Origin of the sequence: Streptomyces sp. NPDC008121, from assembly GCF_042957155.1 — a bacterium.
Taxonomy (GTDB): domain Bacteria; phylum Actinomycetota; class Actinomycetes; order Streptomycetales; family Streptomycetaceae; genus Streptomyces.
In genome coordinates this window covers 380,315-398,193 of the sequence record NZ_JBIBHT010000003.1, presented here as the reverse complement: position 1 = coordinate 398,193, position 17,879 = coordinate 380,315, and the positions used below count along the sequence as shown (strand labels likewise).

The following is a 17,879-nucleotide window of genomic DNA, read 5'->3' as shown; positions in this document are numbered from 1 at the left end:
TGAGACATCATGACGGCGGGGACGGTGTGCTGCACCGTCCCCGCCGTTGTTCTCCGTGGGGCTAGCTCAGGCCGCCGTTGATCGCGCCGACCAGTTCGCCGTTGCCGGTGTCACCGCTGAACTCCCAGAAGAACGCCCCGCCCAGGCCCTGGTTCTTCGCCCAGGACATCTTGGACGTGACGGTGGCCGGGGTGTCGTAGCTCCACCAGTTGGTGCCGCAGTGGGCGTACGCCGTTCCGGCGACCGTGCCGGTGGCCGGGCAGGAGTTCTTCAGGACCTTGTAGTCCTCGATGCCCTGCTCGTACGTTCCGGCGGCCGGTCCGGTGGCGGTGCCGCCCGGCGCGGACTGGGTGACGCCGGTCCAGCCGCGGCCGTAGAAGCCGATGCCGAGCAGCAGCTTGTTCGCCGGGACGCCCTGCGCCTTGAACTTGGCGATCGCCTCGGCGGAGTTGAAGCCCGCCTGGGGGATGCCGGCGTAGGAGGTGAGCGGGGAGTGCGGGGCCGTCGGGCCCTTCGCCGCCCAGGCGCCGAAGAAGTCGTACGTCATCACGTTGAACCAGTTCATGTACGGCGCCGCGCCGGCGTAGTCGGCGGCGTCGATCTTGCCGCCGGCCGAGGCGTCGGCCGTGACGGCCGCCGTGACCAGGTAGTTCGCGCCGAACTTGGCGCGCATGGCCTGCATCATGTTCTTGAAGGCGGCCGGGCCGCTGGTGTCGCAGGACAGGCCGCAGGCGTTCGGGTACTCCCAGTCGAGGTCGATGCCGTCGAAGACGTCGGCCCAGCGCGGGTCCTCGATCAGGTCGTAGCAGGACTGCGCGAAGGCGGTCGGGTTCTGCACGGCCTGGCCGAAGCCGCCGGACCAGGTCCAGCCGCCGAAGGACCACAGCACCTTGATGTTCGGGTGGGCCTTCTTCAGCTTGCGGAGCTGGTTGAAGTTGCCGCGCAGCGGCTGGTCCCAGGTGTCGGCGACACCGTCGACGGACTGGTCGGCGGTGTAGGCCTTGTCGTAGTCGGCGTAGGCGTCGCCGATCGTGCACTTGCCGCCGGTGACGTTGCCGAAGGCGTAGTTGATGTGCGTGATCTTGGAGGCGGAGCCGGAGGTCACGATGTTCTTCACGTGGTAGTTGCGGCCGTAGACGCCCCAGTTGGTGAAGTAGCCCATCTTGACCGCGGTGCCGGGGTTGCCCCCGCCGCCGCCCGTGGTGCGGACGCTCGCCGTGCCGCTGGCCGGGCCGGTCTGGTCGATGGTGTCGCGGGCGACGACCGTGTAAGCGTAGTCGGTCCCGGCGGTCAGGCCGGTGTTGGTGTACGTGAGGCCGGTGACCGTGGCGACCTTGGTGCCGTCGCGCAGGACGTCGTAGTTCTTGACGCCCTTGTCGTCGGTGGCGGCGGTCCAGGTCAGCTTGACCGAGGTGTTGGTGATGTCGGAGGCGACCGGGGTGCCGGGGGCGGAGGGCGCGTTGTCGCCGGGCTGGGTGGACCCGTCGCAGGAGGCGCCGTTGATCTTGCAGCCGGTCGGGGAACCGGAGCCGGTGCCGTTGAAGCCGAAGGAGACGGAGGCGCCGGGGGCGAGGGTGCCGTTCCAGCCGACGTTCTTGGCGGTCCAGTGGGTGCCGGCGCTGGTGACGGTGGCGTCCCAGGCGGAGGTGACGGAGGTGCCGGAGGGGTAGTCCCACTCGACGGTCCAGGACGAGAGGGTGGTGGTGCCGGTGTTCTTCACCGTCCACCGGCCCTCGAAGCCGGAGCCCCAGTCGGAGGCCTTGGTGTAGGTGGCGGTGGCCGCGGCGGCTGCCTCGGCGGGTGTGGCGAGGCCGACCATGGCGGCCAGAGGCAGGATCAGGGCGGTCAGACCGGCGGCAGCCCGGTGTCTGAACCCTGTTCTGCGCGTCGGTGCTTGAGTGCTCAACGGTGCTCCTCAAGTTGCGGACGGGCAATCTGGGGGTGGTCCGTGAAAGGTGCGCGCGCCCCGCGAGCGTAGAAAGGTCTGGACCAACCGTCAAGAGGTCCAGACCAAAGTCGGAGGGGGTCCGGCGCCGCCGCGCCGGAGGGACCGGCCGCCCGTCGGCGCCGGTGGCCCCCGGTGCGATCAGACACCCAACTCCTGGGCCAGGACGGCCGCTTGGACGCGGCTGCGCAGCTCCAGCTTGCTCAGCACCTTGCTGACGTGCGTCTTCACGGTCGCCTCCGCCATGTCGAGACGCACCGCGATCTCGGCGTTCGACAGGCCGTCGCCGAGCGCCGAGAGCACCTCCCGCTCCCGGGGCGTCAGCACGTCCAGGACGGCGGGGTCGGTCCCGCCCGGCGTCCGGGACGGGCGGCTCGGCGACGCGAACTCGGCGATCAGCCGGCGCGTGACCGCCGGCGCGATCATCCCCTCACCGCGTGCCACGGTCCGTACCGCCTCGATCAGCTCCCCGGCCTCCGTGTTCTTCAGCAGGAAACCCGCCGCCCCGGCCCGCAGCGCGCCGAAGACGTACGCGTCGAGGTCGAAGGTGGTCAGGACCAGCACATCGGCGAGGCCCTCGGAGACGACGAGGCCGGTCGCCGTCACGCCGTCCATGCGGGGCATCTGCACATCCATCAGGACGACGTCCGGTCGGAGCGCGCGGGCCAGCTCGACCGCCCGCTCCCCGTCCGCGGCCTCGCCGACGACCTCGATGTCCGGTGCGCTGCCCAGGATCAGGACCAGCCCCGCCCGGACCGCGCTCTGATCCTCGGCCACGATCACCCGTACCATGCCGACGGCTCCTTGTCGCTCGTACCGACGGGCAGGTCCGCCCGCACCAGCCATTCTTTCCGTCCGTCGGCCGCCGTCACCGGACCGGCCTCGAACTCCCCGTCCAGCAGCGTCACCCGCTCCCGCATCCCCACCAGACCCGCCCCGGAGCCCGGGGCGCGCGGCCCGGGCTGCCCGCCGAGCGCGCTGGTCACCCCCACCGTCAGGGCCCCGTCCCGGCGGCGGCCGACCTCGACCCGCACCTCGCCGGGGGCGGCGTGCTTGAGGGCGTTGGTCAGCGACTCCTGCACGATCCGGTACGCGGCGAGCTCGACCGGGGCCGGCAGCGCCCCGCCGTCCTCGGGCCGGGTGTCGGCGAGCACGAATGTCAGTCCGCTCGGCCCGCCGTTCGTCGACGCCTGGGCCAGCAGCGCGTCCAGGCCGTCCAGGGTCGGCGCGGCCGCCGGCTCGGCGTCCCCGCTGCTGTCCCGCAGCAGCCCGATCAGCCGCCGCATCTCCGCGAGACCGGCCACGCTGTTCTCCCGGATCACGGTCAGCGCCTGCCGGGTGGTCCCCGGGTCGTCGAGCGAGAGCGCGGCCGTGGAGTGGATGGCGATGGCGGAGAGGTGGTTGGCGACCATGTCGTGCAGCTCCCGCGCCATCCGGGCGCGCTCGGCCACGACGGCCTGACTGCGGTCCATCTCGGCGAGCAGCGCGGTCTGCTCGGCGCGCAGCCGGGCGGCGTCGGCGGCCTGCCGGTGATTGCGGACGACGGCACCGGTCACGGCCGGCAGAAAGGAGACCATGCCGGTGATCAGGCCGACCAGCAGGGCGATCGCGTTCTGCCACCAGACGAGGAAGCCGATCGTGACGCCGACGGTGATCAGACCCGTGGTGTACGGGATGCGCCGGGCGGAGCGGGGCGAGCCGTAGACCACGGCCGCGTAGACCAGGTCCGTGAACATCAGCGCGGTCACCAGGCTGCCGTAGGTGAACTGGTCCGCCACCAGGGCGAGCGTGCCGACGGCCAGCGCGGTCTGCGGCAGGGAGCGGCGGAGGGTCGCCATCGCGGCCATGACGGCGAGCGGGACCAGCGTCGCCCAGCGGGCGGTGATCAGCCGGTCGGTCTGGGTGTGCAGCCCGAAGGACCACATCAGCAGACCGACGGCGAGGCCGCCGGCGGCGATGAGCAGGTCGTCGCGGTGCGGTCGGGGGAGTGTCACCCCCTCATCCAACACGGCGGGCGGGTACCGGGCCTCGCCGTGCGGGCCGATCCGGCCCTCCGTCGAAGGATGTAGTCGCAGGTCGTCATCGGCGACGACGATCCGGGCGGGATGCCACGGGACGCTGGAGGGGTCCCGAGCGAAAGGGTGAGTACCGTGATCGTCACGCTGATCGTGATCTGCGAGGTCGGCTTCTGGGTGCTGCTGGCCGCCGGCCTGGCCACCCGGTACCTGCTGAAGATGCCGCGCACGGGTCTCGCCCTGCTGCTGTGCGAGCCGCTCCTGGAGGTCCTGCTCCTCGTCGTCACCGCCGTCGACCTGAAGAACGGCGCCGACCCGAGCTGGAAGCACGGCCTCGCGGCGCTCTACATCGGCTACACCGTCGGCCACGGCCACCGCACCGTGAAGTGGCTCGACGGCCACGCCGCCCACCGCTTCGGCGGCGCCCCGCCGCCCGCCAAGCCGCCGCGCTACGGCATGGCGCGCGCCCGTCACGAGGGCGCGATCTGGATGGGCTCGCTGGTGGGCGGGGCCGTCGCCTCCGGACTGCTGCTGCTCGCCATGTGGTACGTCGGCGACGGCGGGAACACCGAGTCGCTGCGCGGCTGGATCCTCGTCGCCTGGCGGGCGGTCGGGATCCACGGCCTGATCGCGCTCAGCTACGCGATCTGGCCGAAGAGCGCACCGAAGCCGGGGGCCGAGGCCTCAGGGGAGACCTCGGACCGGCCCGCCGCACCGGGGGCCGGGAACGGCTCAGCGCTCCCCGCCCGGCACCCAGAGCACGTCCCCGACCTCTCCGTTCGCGGTGCGCGCAAGGATGAAGAGCAGGTCTGACAGCCGGTTGAGGTAGGTCGCGGTGAGGGCGTTCATCGACTCGCCGTGCACCTCGATCGCGGCCCAGGTGGAGCGCTCCGCCCGCCGGACCACCGTGCACGCCTGGTGCAGCAGGGCCGCACCGGGCGTGCCGCCCGGCAGGATGAAGGAGCGCAGCTTCTCCAGCCGCTCCAGGAAGCGGTCGCAATCCGCCTCCAGCTTGTCGACGTAGCTCTGCTCGACCCGCAGCGGCGGGTACTTCGGGTCCTCGACCACCGGCGTGGACAGGTCCGCGCCCACGTCGAAGAGGTCGTTCTGGACGCGGACGAGGACCTTGACGACCTCCTCGTCGAGCCGGCCGAGCGCGATGGCGGTGCCGATGACGGCGTTGGCCTCGTTGGCGTCGGCGTACGCCGAGATCCGCAGATCGGTCTTGGGGGTCCTGCTCATGTCGCCCAGTGCGGTGGTGCCCTGGTCGCCGGTACGGGTGTAGATGCGCGTCAGATTGACCATGGGTCCAGCGTAGTTACGCTCCGGCTCCGCAGGCGGCCCGTGTGCCCACCGTCACGGCGACCGCTCTACGGGCGGAGGCGGCGGCCCTCCGCCGTACGGGCGGGGGCGGCGGCCCCCTTCGCGGGTCCCGGTCCCGACGCGACGCCCCCGGCCCGCCCCTCCGGGGCCTGTCGCCGGTGTGACGTCCGTCAAACGGGGCGTGACGCGCGTTACTTACCGGTCACACAGCGCCCCGCGACCGCTAATCTCCGCCGAAGAGCCGGAAGTGAACAGGCGTTAAGGGGTGGAACATCGTGGCCAGGAAGCTCGCCGTCATCGGGGCCGGACTCATGGGGTCCGGAATCGCGCAGGTCTCGGCCCAGGCGGGCTGGGACGTCGTCCTGCGTGACGTCACCGACGCCGCCCTGACCCGTGGCACCGACGGCATCAAGGCGTCGTACGACCGGTTCGTCGCCAAGGGCAGGCTGGACGCCGCCGACGCGGAGGCCGCCCTCGGCCGGATCACCGCGACCACCGCACTCGAAGCGGTCGCCGACGCCGACATCGTCGTCGAGGCCGTCTTCGAGAAGCTGGAGGTCAAGCACGAGATCTTCCGCTCGCTCGACGCCATCGCCAAGGACGGCGCCGTCCTCGCCTCCAACACCTCCGCCATCCCGATCACCAAGATCGCCGCGGTGACGCAGCGCCCGGAGGCCGTCGTCGGTACCCACTTCTTCTCGCCGGTCCCGATGATGCAGCTCTGCGAGCTGGTCCGCGGGTACAAGACGAGCGACGCCACCCTCGCCACGGCGCGGGAGTTCGCCGAGTCGGTCGGCAAGACCTGCATCGTCGTCAACCGCGACGTGGCCGGCTTCGTCACCACCCGGCTCATCTCGGCGCTGGTCGTCGAGGCCGCCAAGCTCCACGAGTCCGGCGTGGCCACCGCCGAGGACATCGACATCGCCTGCAAGCTGGGCTTCGGCCACGCCATGGGCCCGCTCGCCACCGCCGACCTCACGGGCATCGACATCCTCGTGAACGCCACCGGCAACATCTACACCGAGACGCAGGACGAGAAGTTCGCCCCGCCGGAGCTGATGCGCCGGATGGTGGACGCCGGTGACATCGGCCGTAAGAGCGGGCAGGGCTTCTACAAGCACTGACGCCCGACGATCGTCCGGCGATCACCCCAAGGGGTGAATTCGGTATCAGTTCGCTTACAAGGCGCAACGCTTCTGCGCCCGTGACAGTCAGTTGATGCAAAGACGGAGCACTCCCGGGGAGCGCATATGCACATCAGGGGCGACCAAGTCGAGCTGGTCGTCGGGGGCCGCCTCGACGTCCGTAGCGCGGCGGACGCCCGTACGGTCCTGCACTCGGCCGTCGACGACGGCGTCGGCGACCTCGTGCTCGACCTGACCGGTCTCGACTCCTGGGACGCCACCGGTCTCGGGGTCATCATGGGCGCACACCGCCGGGCCGGCCGCTGCGGCCGCCGGCTCGTGCTGCGCGGGGTGCCGCCCCAGATGCAGCGCCTCCTCGTGGCCACCCGGCTGCACCGCATCCTCGCCATCGAGGGCGGCCTCGCCGCCGAGACCCTGCCCCGCGTCTGAGTGCGGAGCCGGGGCCTCCGGGCCGCGTCCCACCGCCGCACCGCCTGTGAAGCCGCTGTGTGAACCAGGCGTCACGCCCCAATCCTCACAAGACAGTGACGTCTGGGGCGGCCGGCACCCCGGATGTTCCGGGATCCGCGCGGAAGGTCTAGGGTTCGGTCGCCCGCCCTTTGACGAACCCACCCGGCGGGCACCGGACCAGAAGCGACAGCGAGCGTGCAGATCGGCCGGATGGGGCTTCGGCACGCACCGCTTTTGGGGGCTTTGAGCATGGACCCGATGAACCGGGGGCCGGAAGAGTACGGCCACGACCACGCGGACGACGACACACCCGGCGCCCGGGGCGCCGCCCCCGAGCGCGGGCCCGTCACCACCCCCGCGCGCGTCCGCACCGCCCGGCTCGTCGCCGGCGACCTGCTGCTGACCGTCAACCCCGTCGACGGCAGCGAGGTCGAGACCTGCCCGCCCGGCGGCCCCGCGGGCATCGAGGGCTTCGGGGACGAGACGCCCGCCGCGCCCCGCCGCCGCACCCCCGAGGAGCGCGCCGACGCCGCCCGGGCCGCCGCCCCGCCCGTACCGCCCGGCCCCGCCGCGGCGCCCCTGCCGCTCGTCGAACGCCAGGAGGAACGCGAACGGCTCGTCCAGCTCCTCGGCCGCGGCCGCTCCGTCCGCCTCTCCGGACCCCCCGGATCCGGCCGCACCGCGCTCCTCGACGCCGTCGCCGGCGACTGCGCCGACCTGGCACCCGACGGTGTGGTGCGCCTCTCCGGCTACCACCGCACACCCACCGAGCTGCTGTACGAACTCCTCCACGCCGTCCGGCACGCCCCCGACCAGCGGCCCGACCGGCCCGCCCTGCTCGCCCTCGTCCGCGAGATCGGCGCCATCGTCGTCGTCGACGACCTGGAATGCGGCGGGGCCGCCCTCGACGAGCTGCTCGCCGCCGCCCCCGAATGCGCCTTCCTGCTCGCCGCCACCCCCGACGTGCCGCCCCCCTCCGCCGACGCCCACGTCGAAGAGGTCTTCCTCGCCGGACTCGGCCGCGCCTCCGCGCTGGAACTCCTGGAGAACGCCGTCGGCCGCGCCCTCACCGAGGACGAGGCCAACTGGGCCGGAGACCTCTGGTTCGAGTCCGAGGGCCTGCCGCTGCGCTTCGTCCAGGCCGCGGCCCTGCTCCGCCAGCGCGACCGGCTCCGCGTCACCCCCGCCGAGTTCGACGCCTTCGGCATCCAGGAGGACGCCCCCTCGGAATTCGACGCCTTCGGAGCCCTCGACGACGCCTTCGGGCCCTCCGACGCACCCGCCGACGCCGAGCCCGCCGCCCTCCGGGACGACCCCGCGCAGGACGCCGACGTGGAGCTGCGCGACATACCGCTGCCCAGCCTCGGCGAGGGCGCCGCACCCGCGGCCCTGCTCGCCTCACGGCTCAGCCGCTCCGCCCGGGAAGCCCTCCGCTTCGCCGTCGCCCTCGGCGGCGAGGTGCCCCACCAGGCCCACCTCCCCGCCCTCGTCGGCGACACCCACGCCGACGCCGCCCTCGGCGAGCTCCTGGAGTGCGCCCTGCTCACCCCGGTCGGCACCCGCTACCGCCTCGCCGCCGGCGTCCTCACCCAGCTCCTCGCCCACGACTACGCCGCCGACGCGGCCGACCGCGCCCACACCGTCGCCCAGCACTACGCCTGGTGGGCCGGGCACCCCTCCGTCACGCCCGCCCGCGCGGCCGCCGAGGCCGACGCGCTCCTCGCCGCCCTCACCGCGCTCGTCCCCGGCACGGCGACCGAGCACCCCGCCACCGCCGTCCTCCTCGCCCGCAGCGCCGCGCCCGCCTTCGCCGCCGGACTGCACTGGGGCGCCTGGGAGCGAGCCCTGCGCAGCGGCCAGGAAGCCGCCCGCCTCGCCGGAGAAGTCGCCGAAGAGGCCTACTTCCACCACGAGTTGGGCGTCCTCGCACTCTGCTCCGGCCATCCGGAACGGGCCCGCGCCGAGCTGGAGGCCTCCATCGGCCTGCGCGGAGCGCTCGCCGACAAGCGCGGCACCGTCGCCGGCCGCCGGGCCCTCGCCCTGGTCGCCGACCGCGCCGAGGGGCCCTCCGGCGACCGGACGCCGGGTGACGAGCCCGTCTCGCCGCCCGGCGGCGTACCGGCCGCCCTCGCCGCGTCCACGGCGGCCAAGACCGCCTTCCCCAAGGCGAAGCTCGCCTCCACCGCCACACCCACGCCCCCGCCGGGCACCGCGTTCCCCGCCTTCGCGGAGGAGGGCCCGACCCTCATCTCGCGGCCCGACACCCCGCACGGCGGCGACCAGCGGCGCCCCGGCGCCCGCTGGGGCCTGCTCGCCGGGGCCCGCCGCAACCTGGTCGCGGTCGGCACCGGCGCGCTCCTCGCCGCCGTGCTCGGTACCGTGGTCACCATCGGCGCCACCTCGGGCAACGGCGACGAGCCAGGACCCGAACGGGTCACCTCCGACCGCACCACGAGCGACGGAAGCGTCGGCGACGCCGGCCCGGACGTGGACGAGCCGACCGACGGGTCGACCCCCCGCCCCTCGGCCCCCTCCTCACCCGGCTCGACCGACACGCCCGCCCCGGGCGGCCCCGGCACGACGGGCGGCCCGTCCTCCCCGGCCGGTCGGACCGCGACCGGCCCCACGCCCGCTTCGCCCACGGCGTCTCAGCCCGGGCGCCCGCTCCCGACGCTGAGCCCGACGTCGAAGCCGACGCCGACCAAGACGACGCCGCCCCCGACGACGACCGAGCCCACGCCCGACGAGACCGCGACGGAGACGACGCCCCCGGCCACGACGACACCGCCGGCGGAGGGCGAACCCCCCACCAACTCCGCCTCCGCCACGGACGGCGGCGCCCCCTCCACCGGCACCCCCGCCTGACCGGCCGCACCACGGCACGACGAACGGCCCCGGGCGCGCTCACCGCGCCCGGGGCCGTTCGCCGTATACCCGTACCGCCGCCGGCTAGAACAGCCGCAGCTTGTCGTCCTCGATGCCCCGCATCGCGTCGTAGTCGAGCACCACGCACTCGATGCCGCGGTCCGTCGCCAGCACCCGGGCCTGCGGCTTGATCTCCTGCGCCGCGAAGACGCCCTTCACCGGCGCGAGGTGCGGGTCGCGGTTCAGCAGCTCCAGATAGCGGGTCAGCTGCTCCACGCCGTCGATCTCGCCGCGCCGCTTGATCTCCACCGCGACCGTCGCCCCGGCGGCGTCCCGGCACAGGATGTCCACCGGGCCGATAGCCGTCGGGTACTCGCGGCGGATCAGCGTGTGGCCGTCACCCAGGGTCTCGATGCGGTCCGCGAGGAGCTCCTGGAGATGCGCTTCCACGCCGTCCTTGATGAGACCCGGGTCGACACCCAGTTCGTGCGAGGAGTCGTGGAGGATCTCCTCCATCGTGATGATCAGTTTCTCGCCCGCTTTGTTCACCACGGTCCACACCCCGGTCTCACCGTCGGCGCCCTCCTTCAGGGTGCACGGCGGAGACATCCAGTTGAGCGGTTTGTACGCCCTGTCGTCCGCGTGGATGGAGACGCTGCCGTCCGCCTTGACCAGGATCAGACGGGGAGCGGAGGGCAGGTGGGCGGTGAGCCGGCCCGCGTAGTCCACGGAGCAACGGGCGATGACGAGACGCATGGTCGGCAACGCTACAAGACGCACGCTCTTCCGCGCGATTCGGCTCTTAACGCCCGCCCAACCCCCGTCGGTTATTGGCCGGTTGTGCTCCCAATCTCCTGGTGCGCTCCGCACCGCGCGCTTACCGTGGAAGCAGGAGGTCGCCGTCCGTGCACGCTGCGTGTCGCACGGGGGTCCTTCGACCCTGCCCGTAAGACCCCGTCTGTCGGGGTCGCGAGAGGAGAACCCATGTCGCTCGACGTCTCACCGGCTCTGTTGGAACAGGCCGAGCGAGGCGAGGTCGACGAAGCCGACTTCGTCGACTGCGTCCGGACCTCCCTGCCCTTCGCATGGGAGATGATCAGTTCTCTGGTGGCCCAGCTGAAGGTCGACGGCGGCGAGTTCGCCGACAACCAGACGCCGCCGCCGAACGAGCAGGCACGTGGCCAGCTGTTGCGTGCGCTCGCGAGTGACGCCATCCGCGGTGCGCTGCAGCGGCACTTCGGCGTGCGTCTGGCCTTCCAGAACTGCCACCGTGTGGCGGTGTTCCCGCTGGACCCGGCGGTGGACGAGCGGCTGGCCCGCTTCACCTCCGTACGAGGACAGCTGCTCAACCAGTCGCCGGAACTCCGCGACTGCTGAAGCGTGGTGCTGCCGCTCCGCATCGGGGGAGACCCGAACGATGCGCGAGATGCCGGAGCGGCGGCATCCGGCCCCCCGACATCAGTCGACGACCGATCATGAGCCGACGAGCATGACCCGCCACCCCCCACACGCTTCACACCAGCCGCGGCAGCACTTCGGTGCCCAGCCGGCGTACGTTCTCCTCGGTGGCCGCGAGATCGCCGGTGCCCTCGGCGAGCAGCGCGAAGCGCGTGATGCCCGTCCGCTCCGCGGTCGCAGCGAGCCGGTCCGCCGCCAGGCCCGGTGTGCCCACCGGGTGCAGCCCGCACAGCAGCTCCGTGTACGCGACGGGGTCCCGCATCGAGCGGTGCCGGCCGTCGACGGTGACATGGGCGTCCAGGCCCTGCTTCAGCCAGCCGGGCATGGCCTTCACCAGCGCCTCGGCCGCGTCCGCCCCGCGGTCGGCGAGCTGGACGACGCCCGCCGAGACATGGCCGGCGGCGATCCGGGCGATCTCGTCCGGGGTCCGGCCGGCCTCCCGGGCGAAGCGCCGCCAGGCGGCGACCATCTCGGCCTTGTCCTCGTCGCCGCAGTGCATCCCGAGCAGCATCGGCAGCCCGCGCTCGGCGGCCAGCCGGACGCTCTTCGGGGACGTGCAGGCCACCACCACCTCCGGCGCCGCCTCCCCGCCGATGAGCTCGCCCGCGCGCGGCACGACGGCCACCTCACGGAAGGCGAACCGTTCTCCCTCGGCCCCGACCCGTGGCTCGGAGAGCCACCGCAGCAGCAGATCGAGCGACTCGGGGAAACCCTGTTCGTACGCGCCGAGGCCCGCGCCGAACACCTCCAGATCGACCCACGGCCCGCCCCGGCCCACCCCGAGGGTGAACCGGCCGCCGGACGTGAGGTGCAGCAGCGCCGCCTGCTCGCCCAGGGCGACCGGGTGCACGGTCGGCAGCACGCTGACGGCCGTCCCCACCCGGATGCGGCGCGTGCGGCCCAACAGCAACGCGGCCAGCGTCACGGCCGACGGGCAGACGCCGTACGGAACGAAATGGTGCTCGGCGAGCCAGACGGAGTCGAGTCCCGACTCCTCGGCCACCTCGGCCGTCCGCACCGCTCGGTGCAGCGCCTCTCCTTGACCCTGGCCCGGGAACTGGGCGGCCAGGACGAACGTACCCACGCGCATCGCCTTCTGCCTCCTTGCGGCCGACGCGGTTCTCCCCCTCGTACTGGCAACAACGTCTGACACGTGCCAAAGGCAACGGCCCCACGTGAAGTTCTTGCGATTTTCCGCTAACTGGGCCTGGAGGGTGGACCGGGCCACTTCGTCGCGCCCCGTACGCTTGAAGGAACCGTCCGTGTACCCGGCCCCCGTGAGGTGATTCGTGTCCCCGCGTCGCAACCGCCCCCCTGGCGGCGAGAAGCCCGACCCCCAGGGCGCGGAAGCCGACCGGTACGGAGGCTCGCAGCGCACCGAGTCCTGGCAGGGCGAGGAGTGGTGCGTACGGCACGTGGCCGGTGCGAGCGCGCCCGGCAAGCGCTACCGCTGCCCCGGCTGCGACCAGGAGATCCCGGCGGGCGCCCCGCACGTCGTCGCCTGGCCCGAGTACGGCGGGGTGGAGGACCGGCGCCACTGGCACAAGGCGTGCTGGAACGCGAAGGACCGCCGCACCTCTCGGATGCAGCGGTCCCGTAACGCGCCGAGATACTGAGACCGGCTCCGGGCCGTCGGGCCCGCGCCGGACCGGCCTCCGGGGCCGTCAGACGTCCCGGTTGTTCAGCAGGGCGTACGCCCCGCCCATCGCCACCGCCGTGACGCCCAGCAGGATCCACACCGGCTCCCAGCCCGAGGGGCCGGACTGCCCGACTGTCGTCCGGCCGGCGTACAGCGCGATCAGCTGGCTCGGGATGGCGTACTCGAGCAGCCACTGCTGCACCTTCGCCAGCGACTCCGAGAACATGAACATCGCCGCGACCAGCGGCAGCAGCAGCACACCGATCATGATCGTGATCGCGCCGGCCGAGTGCCGGACGACCGTGCCGACCGCGAGCGCGACCAGCCCGAGCAGGGCGAGGAACAGACCGGCGCCGACCGTGGAGCGCAGCCACTCCCCACTGGTCGGCTCGGCCGCGTCGATCATCGCCACCTGCGCCAGCGCGACGACGGTCGCGGTCACCGTGGTGACGGTGAAGACGAGCAGGAAGAAGACGATCGCCTTGGCCGTCAGCACCCGGGCGCGGCTCGGGCAGGCGGTCAGCGTGGTGCGGATCATGCCCGTGCCGTACTCGGAGGCGATCGTCAGCACGCCGAGGGTGATCACGCAGATCGAGCCGAGCAGCACGCCGAAGAAGCCGAAGGCGAGCGGCGACTCGTCCTGCGGGGGGACGCTCGACGCCGACACGACGGCGGCGACACCCACACCGATCCCGAGCATCAGCAGCACCATGACGCCGAGCGTCCACATCGTCGAGCGCACCGAGCGGATCTTGGTCCACTCCGAGGCGAGCGCGTCACCGAGGTGCGCCCGGCGGACCGGGATGGGGGAGACGTACGCGTGGGGGGTGGTCATCGGGCGTCCTCGGCGTTCGGCTTCTCCGGCGTGCCGCTCGGCTCGCTCTGCGTGGCGTACGGGTTCTGCCCGGGCGGTGGCGGGGCGTACCAGCCCTGCTGCGGCACCTCCGGCGCCACGTACGGCGCCGGCTGGGCGTGCTGCTGGTGATGGGCCGGCTGCGGCTGCTGGAGGTGGGCGAGCTGGTCCTCGGTGGAGCGGTAGTCCACGGCGCCCTGCGTCATCCGCATGTACGCCTCCTCCAGCGACGCCTGGTGCGGGGACAGCTCCCAGAGCCGTACGTCCGCCCCGTGCGCCAGGTCGCTGATGCGGGGCAGGGCGAGGCCGGTCACGCGCAGCGCGCCGTCCGGCTCGGACATCACCCGGCCGCCGGCCTCGATGAGCGCGGCCGTCAGCTTCTCGCGGTGCTCCGGCGTCGTCGCGGGGGTCCGCACGCGGGCGAAGTCCGCGGAGTTCGCCGAGATGAAGTCCTTCACGCTCATGTCGGCGAGCAGCTGGCCCCGGCCGATCACGATCAGATGGTCGGCGGTGAGCGCCATCTCGCTCATGAGGTGGCTGGAGACGAAGACCGTGCGGCCCTCGGCGGCCAGCTTCTTCATCAGATTGCGGACCCAGAGGATGCCCTCCGGGTCGAGGCCGTTGACCGGCTCGTCGAAGAGGAGCACCTGCGGGTCGCCGAGCAGCGCGGCCGCGATGCCGAGCCGCTGCCCCATGCCGAGCGAGAAGCCCTGGGAGCGGCGCTTGGCGACGTCCTGGAGGCCGACGACCCCGAGGACCTCGTCCACCCGCTGGGCCGGGATCCCGGCGAGCTGGGCGAGCGAGAGCAGATGGCTGCGGGCGCTGCGGCCGCCGTGCACGGCCTTGGCGTCGAGCAGCGCGCCGACCTGCCGGGGCGCGTTGGGGAGCTGCCGGAAGGGATGGCCGCCGATCGTCACGTGCCCGGCCGTCGGCTGGTCGAGGCCGAGGATCATCCGCATGGTGGTGGACTTGCCGGAGCCGTTGGGTCCCAGGAAGCCCGTCACGGTCCCGGGCCGCACCTGGAAGGAAAGGTTGTACACGGCCGTCTTGGCGCCGTAGCGCTTCGTCAGGCCGACTGCCTCGATCATTCTCCAGCCCCATCGACAGGTCAGGTCGTCGTCGGGGCCGTGGCCGTCGGGCTGAGCCCCCCGTATGAGCTAGGAGCTTATCGAGCCATTGACGGTTCCGGCGAAGCATGAAACATCAACCACATGCCGCCGGAACCGTCGGCCGCCGCCCGGGACCCGTCGTCTACGCGTCCCGGCGCTTCAGGACCAGATAGCCGCCGAGCAGCGCGGCCGCCACCCAGAGCACCATGATGCCGAGCCCGCCCCACGGGCCGTACGGAGCCGCCTCCGTGTTCATCGCGTCCGGCACCACCTGCATGATCTTGGATCCGGCCTGGTCGGGGAAGTACAGCGCCACGTCCTTCGCCTTCGGGACCGCCGACAGGATCTGCGAGATCAGGAAGAAGAACGGCACCAGGATGCCCAGCGAGAGCATCGACGAACGCAGCATCGTCGCCACCCCCATCGAGAAGATCGCGATCAGGCCCATGTAGAGCCCGCCGCCGATCACCGCCCGCAGGACGTTGTCCGCGCCGAGCGAGGTCCGGTGCTCGCCGAGGAGCGCCTGGCCCAGGAAGAACGACAGGAAGCTCGTCGCCAGACCGACGGCCAGGGCCAGCACCCCGGCCACCGTGATCTTGGAGAAGAGGAACGAGGCGCGCTGCGGGACGGCCGCCAGCGACGTGCGGATCATGCCCGAGCTGTACTCGGTGCCCACCACCAGGACGCCGAAGACCACCATCGCGAGCTGGCCCAGCACCATCCCCGAGAAGCTGATGAACGTCGGGTCGAAGGTCGCCTGCTCGGCGGCGGAGAGGTCGTCGAAGGTCGACTTCAGCAGCGCGCACAGCGCCGCGCCCATCGCCACCGTCACCAGGAGCGCGCTCGCCAGCGTCCAGACGGTCGAGGAGACCGTCCGGATCTTCGTCCACTCGGACTGCAGGACCGCGGATACGGCTGCCATCGTTCAGGCTCCCTTGGTGGTGTCGCCCCAGCGGGGGCCGTCGGTCGTCTCGCCCCAGCGGGGACCGGCCGCGCCGGACGCGACCGCGCCCTGCACGTCCGTACCGTGCGCGTGGTACTCCACCGCGCCGGCCGTCATCTGCATGAACGCCTCCTCAAGCGAGGCCCGCTGCGCACTCAGCTCGTGGAGCACCAGCCCGTTCGCGGCGGCCAGTTCACCCAGCTTCTCGGTGGTGGCGCCATCCACCTCCAGCGCGCCGTCGGCCGCCTCCACCGAAGGGAAACCGTCGGCATGCAGGACATCGAGCAGTTGTTCGCGTTGCGGGGACCGGAGCCGTACGTAACTCCGGGAATTCTGCTGGATGAAATCCGCCATCGACGTGTCGGCCAGCAGTTTTCCCTGTCCGATCACGATCAGATGATCGGCCGTCAGGGCCATTTCACTCATCAGATGGCTGGAAACGAAGATCGTCCGGCCCTCGGCGGCAAGCGCCTTCATGAGATTGCGGATCCAGTGAATTCCCTCGGGGTCCAGACCATTGACGGGTTCGTCGAACATCAGGATCTCGGGGTTGCCGAGAAGCGCCGAGGCGATTCCCAGCCGCTGGCCCATGCCGAGGGAGAAGCCCTTCGACTTCTTCTTCGCCACCTGCGTCAGACCGACCAGGTCGAGGACCTCGCCGACCCGGCTCTCCGGAATGCGGTTGGCCTGCGCGAGGCAGAGGAGGTTGTTGTACGCGGACCGGCCGCCGTGCATCGCCTTGGCGTCGAGCAGCGCCCCGATGTACTTCAGGGGCTCCTGCAGTTCGCGGTAGTGCCGGCCGTCGATCCGGACGGTCCCGCTGGTCGGGTTGTCCAGATCGAGCATCATGCGCATCGTCGTCGACTTGCCGGCTCCGTTGGGTCCCAGGAAGCCGGTCACCATGCCCGGCCGTACCTGGAAGGAGAGATGGTCGACCGCCGTTTTCGCGCCGTATCGCTTCGTGAGGCCCTCGAGCTCGATCATGCGTACCAACCTACGGGCGCGAAAAACCCTCCGCCAGTGGTGGCGGAGGGTTTTCACCTCGCTCAGGCGCTCGGCTCGCTCGCCGGGAGGCCGGGGGGCCTTGGGCTCAGCGGGACTGCTGGGCCGGGACGCCCGCCGGACGCTCGTCGTCGATCGGGGAGCCGGCCGCCGCCACGGCGGCACCGGTCAGCGTGGCCAGCATCTCGCGGACGTTGGTCAGCTGCGCGTTGATCGAGTCGCGGCGGTTCGTCAGCGCCGCCAGCTCGCGCTCCGATTCCGAGCGGATCCGGTCGGCCTTGGCGTTCGCGTCGGCCACGATGTCCTCGGCCTGGCGCTGCGCGGTCTCCACCGTCTGACGGGCCCGGCGCTCCGCGTCCGTCCGCAGCTTCTCGGCCTCCAGGCGCAGCTGCTCGGCGCGGTGCTCGATCTCGGCGAGGCGCTTCTCCGCCTTGGCCTGACGCGAGGCCAGGTCGCGCTCCGACTGCTCGCGGCGCTTGGCCAGGTTGGTCTCGAAGTCCGCGGCGGCCTGGGCGGCCTTGGCGCGGGTCTCCTCGAAGAGGGCGTCCGCCTCCTCGCGCTTGGACTGCGCGTCCTTCTGCGCCTCGCCACGCAGCGAGTTGGCCTCGCCCTGCGCCTTCTCGACGATCCGGACGCCCTCGTCCTCGGCCTTCGCCTTGCGCTCCGCCGCGAACGACTCGGCGTCGTTGCGCACCTGCTGGGCGGCCGACTCGGCCAGCTCACGGTGCTGCTCGGCGGCGCGACGGGCCTCCTCGCGCAGGTCCTTCGCCTCCTCCTCGGCGAGACGGAGGATCTTCTCGACGCGGGCACCCAGACCGGCGTACGACGGCTCGGCGTCGGTGACCTGGGCCTGGGCGTTCTGCGTCTCGAGGTGGAGTTCCTCGATGCGCTTTTCCAGAGAGGTGATTCGTGCCAGAGCACTGTCACGGTCGGCGACGAGCTTGGTAATGCGGTCGTCCACCTGACCGCGGTCGTAACCACGCCGCACGAGCTCGAAGCCGAAGGGGGAGGAAGTGTCGCTCATGGGGTTCCTGTCGAATGAGACCGGTGAGGTGTTAGAGGGAATCCTAGGGGCCGAAGCGGCGTGTCATCGAGCGGATGCCGGTTTGGTCTGGAGAATGTCCAGTCTTTT

General features: G+C 72.1%; 17 protein-coding genes. 6 read left to right on the top strand and 11 right to left on the bottom strand.

The genetic code is table 11. The features are described 5' to 3' along the window. Positions 1 to 61 precede the first annotated feature (61 nt). The 3 genes from ACFZBD_RS11845 to ACFZBD_RS11835 form a co-directional block, all read right to left on the bottom strand. On the bottom strand, positions 62 to 1,906 hold the full coding sequence (locus ACFZBD_RS11845) for a glycosyl hydrolase family 18 protein (protein WP_391139203.1): 1,845 nt from the start codon (positions 1,904 to 1,906) through the stop codon (positions 62 to 64). Between the two features lie 180 nt (positions 1,907 to 2,086). After that, complete coding sequence (locus ACFZBD_RS11840) at positions 2,087 to 2,737, bottom strand: response regulator (protein ID WP_391139202.1); 651 nt, start codon at positions 2,735 to 2,737, stop codon at positions 2,087 to 2,089. After that, positions 2,725 to 3,939, bottom strand: a complete 1,215-nt coding sequence (locus ACFZBD_RS11835; protein ID WP_391139201.1) for a histidine kinase — start codon at positions 3,937 to 3,939, stop codon at positions 2,725 to 2,727. Before ACFZBD_RS11835 ends, ACFZBD_RS11840 begins: the two co-directional genes overlap by 13 nt. 156 nt (positions 3,940 to 4,095) lie before the next feature. Here ACFZBD_RS11835 and ACFZBD_RS11830 point away from each other — a divergent pair, with 156 nt between their 5' ends. Continuing rightward, positions 4,096 to 4,773, top strand: coding sequence for a hypothetical protein (locus tag ACFZBD_RS11830; protein ID WP_391139200.1), 678 nt, complete (start codon positions 4,096 to 4,098; stop codon positions 4,771 to 4,773). Here the strand turns inward: ACFZBD_RS11830 and ACFZBD_RS11825 are convergent. Then, on the bottom strand, positions 4,693 to 5,265 hold the full coding sequence (locus ACFZBD_RS11825) for a cob(I)yrinic acid a,c-diamide adenosyltransferase (protein ID WP_391139199.1): 573 nt from the start codon (positions 5,263 to 5,265) through the stop codon (positions 4,693 to 4,695). The genes ACFZBD_RS11830 and ACFZBD_RS11825 overlap by 81 nt on opposite strands. 293 nt (positions 5,266 to 5,558) lie before the next feature. On the opposite strand from ACFZBD_RS11825, the gene ACFZBD_RS11820 reads away from it, so the two are divergent. The 3 genes from ACFZBD_RS11820 to ACFZBD_RS11810 all read left to right on the top strand — a co-directional run bounded on the left by ACFZBD_RS11820 (position 5,559) and on the right by ACFZBD_RS11810 (position 9,743). Then, a complete protein-coding gene (locus ACFZBD_RS11820; RefSeq protein WP_391139198.1) occupies positions 5,559 to 6,407 on the top strand; it encodes a 3-hydroxyacyl-CoA dehydrogenase NAD-binding domain-containing protein in 849 nt (282 codons plus the stop codon). A 126-nt stretch (positions 6,408 to 6,533) separates the two neighbouring features. After that, the gene (locus ACFZBD_RS11815; RefSeq protein ID WP_391139197.1) at positions 6,534 to 6,857 is read left to right on the top strand and encodes an anti-sigma factor antagonist; all 324 of its coding nucleotides are present in this window, start codon (positions 6,534 to 6,536) and stop codon (positions 6,855 to 6,857) included. 270 nt (positions 6,858 to 7,127) lie between these two features. Then, the gene (locus ACFZBD_RS11810; RefSeq protein WP_391139196.1) at positions 7,128 to 9,743 is read left to right on the top strand and encodes an ATP-binding protein; all 2,616 of its coding nucleotides are present in this window, start codon (positions 7,128 to 7,130) and stop codon (positions 9,741 to 9,743) included. An 84-nt stretch (positions 9,744 to 9,827) separates the two neighbouring features. Here ACFZBD_RS11810 and nucS read toward each other — a convergent pair whose 3' ends face one another. Then, positions 9,828 to 10,499 carry an endonuclease NucS gene (gene nucS / locus ACFZBD_RS11805; protein WP_391139195.1) on the bottom strand — a complete coding sequence of 224 codons (672 nt, stop codon included), beginning with the start codon at positions 10,497 to 10,499 and terminating at the stop codon, positions 9,828 to 9,830. Positions 10,500 to 10,727: 228 nt separating this feature from the next. Between nucS and ACFZBD_RS11800 the strand changes: the two genes are divergently transcribed. Then, the gene (locus ACFZBD_RS11800) at positions 10,728 to 11,120 is read left to right on the top strand and encodes an SCO5389 family protein (protein ID WP_359669716.1); all 393 of its coding nucleotides are present in this window, start codon (positions 10,728 to 10,730) and stop codon (positions 11,118 to 11,120) included. Positions 11,121 to 11,256: 136 nt separating this feature from the next. On the opposite strand, the gene ACFZBD_RS11795 is transcribed toward ACFZBD_RS11800, so the two are convergent. Then, the gene (locus ACFZBD_RS11795) at positions 11,257 to 12,291 is read right to left on the bottom strand and encodes an LLM class flavin-dependent oxidoreductase (RefSeq protein WP_391139194.1); all 1,035 of its coding nucleotides are present in this window, start codon (positions 12,289 to 12,291) and stop codon (positions 11,257 to 11,259) included. A 199-nt stretch (positions 12,292 to 12,490) separates the two neighbouring features. Between ACFZBD_RS11795 and ACFZBD_RS11790 the strand changes: the two genes are divergently transcribed. After that, complete coding sequence (locus tag ACFZBD_RS11790) at positions 12,491 to 12,817, top strand: ATP/GTP-binding protein (RefSeq protein ID WP_391139193.1); 327 nt, start codon at positions 12,491 to 12,493, stop codon at positions 12,815 to 12,817. 48 nt (positions 12,818 to 12,865) lie between these two features. On the opposite strand, the gene ACFZBD_RS11785 is transcribed toward ACFZBD_RS11790, so the two are convergent. The 5 genes from ACFZBD_RS11785 to ACFZBD_RS11765 all read right to left on the bottom strand — a co-directional run bounded on the left by ACFZBD_RS11785 (position 12,866) and on the right by ACFZBD_RS11765 (position 17,771). Further along, positions 12,866 to 13,675 (bottom strand): ABC transporter permease subunit, encoded by an 810-nt coding sequence (locus ACFZBD_RS11785; protein WP_391139191.1) that lies wholly within the window; start codon positions 13,673 to 13,675, stop codon positions 12,866 to 12,868. Beyond that, a complete protein-coding gene (locus ACFZBD_RS11780; RefSeq protein ID WP_391139189.1) occupies positions 13,672 to 14,781 on the bottom strand; it encodes an ATP-binding cassette domain-containing protein in 1,110 nt (369 codons plus the stop codon). Before ACFZBD_RS11780 ends, ACFZBD_RS11785 begins: the two co-directional genes overlap by 4 nt. A gap of 163 nt (positions 14,782 to 14,944) precedes the next feature. Continuing rightward, a complete protein-coding gene (locus ACFZBD_RS11775) occupies positions 14,945 to 15,724 on the bottom strand; it encodes an ABC transporter permease (RefSeq protein WP_391139187.1) in 780 nt (259 codons plus the stop codon). 3 nt (positions 15,725 to 15,727) lie between these two features. Continuing rightward, the gene (locus ACFZBD_RS11770) at positions 15,728 to 16,729 is read right to left on the bottom strand and encodes an ATP-binding cassette domain-containing protein (protein ID WP_391139185.1); all 1,002 of its coding nucleotides are present in this window, start codon (positions 16,727 to 16,729) and stop codon (positions 15,728 to 15,730) included. A 106-nt stretch (positions 16,730 to 16,835) separates the two neighbouring features. After that, the gene (locus ACFZBD_RS11765) at positions 16,836 to 17,771 is read right to left on the bottom strand and encodes a cellulose-binding protein (protein WP_391139183.1); all 936 of its coding nucleotides are present in this window, start codon (positions 17,769 to 17,771) and stop codon (positions 16,836 to 16,838) included. Between the last annotated feature and the right edge of the window lie 108 nt (positions 17,772 to 17,879).

Excerpts from the sequence above, each read along its gene's own strand:
- ACFZBD_RS11840 (WP_391139202.1), bottom strand. The coding sequence starts at position 2,737 with ATGGTACGGGTGATCGTGGCCGAGGATCAGAGCGCGGTCCGGGCGGGG.
- ACFZBD_RS11825 (WP_391139199.1), bottom strand. The coding sequence starts at position 5,265 with ATGGTCAATCTGACGCGCATCTACACCCGTACCGGCGACCAGGGCACC.
- ACFZBD_RS11815 (WP_391139197.1), top strand. The coding sequence starts at position 6,534 with ATGCACATCAGGGGCGACCAAGTCGAGCTGGTCGTCGGGGGCCGCCTC.
- ACFZBD_RS11810 (WP_391139196.1), top strand. The coding sequence starts at position 7,128 with ATGGACCCGATGAACCGGGGGCCGGAAGAGTACGGCCACGACCACGCG.
- nucS (WP_391139195.1), bottom strand. The coding sequence starts at position 10,499 with ATGCGTCTCGTCATCGCCCGTTGCTCCGTGGACTACGCGGGCCGGCTC.
- ACFZBD_RS11800 (WP_359669716.1), top strand. The coding sequence starts at position 10,728 with ATGTCGCTCGACGTCTCACCGGCTCTGTTGGAACAGGCCGAGCGAGGC.
- ACFZBD_RS11795 (WP_391139194.1), bottom strand. The coding sequence starts at position 12,291 with ATGCGCGTGGGTACGTTCGTCCTGGCCGCCCAGTTCCCGGGCCAGGGT.
- ACFZBD_RS11785 (WP_391139191.1), bottom strand. The coding sequence starts at position 13,675 with ATGACCACCCCCCACGCGTACGTCTCCCCCATCCCGGTCCGCCGGGCG.
- ACFZBD_RS11780 (WP_391139189.1), bottom strand. The coding sequence starts at position 14,781 with ATGATCGAGGCAGTCGGCCTGACGAAGCGCTACGGCGCCAAGACGGCC.
- ACFZBD_RS11775 (WP_391139187.1), bottom strand. The coding sequence starts at position 15,724 with ATGGCAGCCGTATCCGCGGTCCTGCAGTCCGAGTGGACGAAGATCCGG.
- ACFZBD_RS11770 (WP_391139185.1), bottom strand. The coding sequence starts at position 16,729 with ATGATCGAGCTCGAGGGCCTCACGAAGCGATACGGCGCGAAAACGGCG.
- ACFZBD_RS11765 (WP_391139183.1), bottom strand. The coding sequence starts at position 17,771 with ATGAGCGACACTTCCTCCCCCTTCGGCTTCGAGCTCGTGCGGCGTGGT.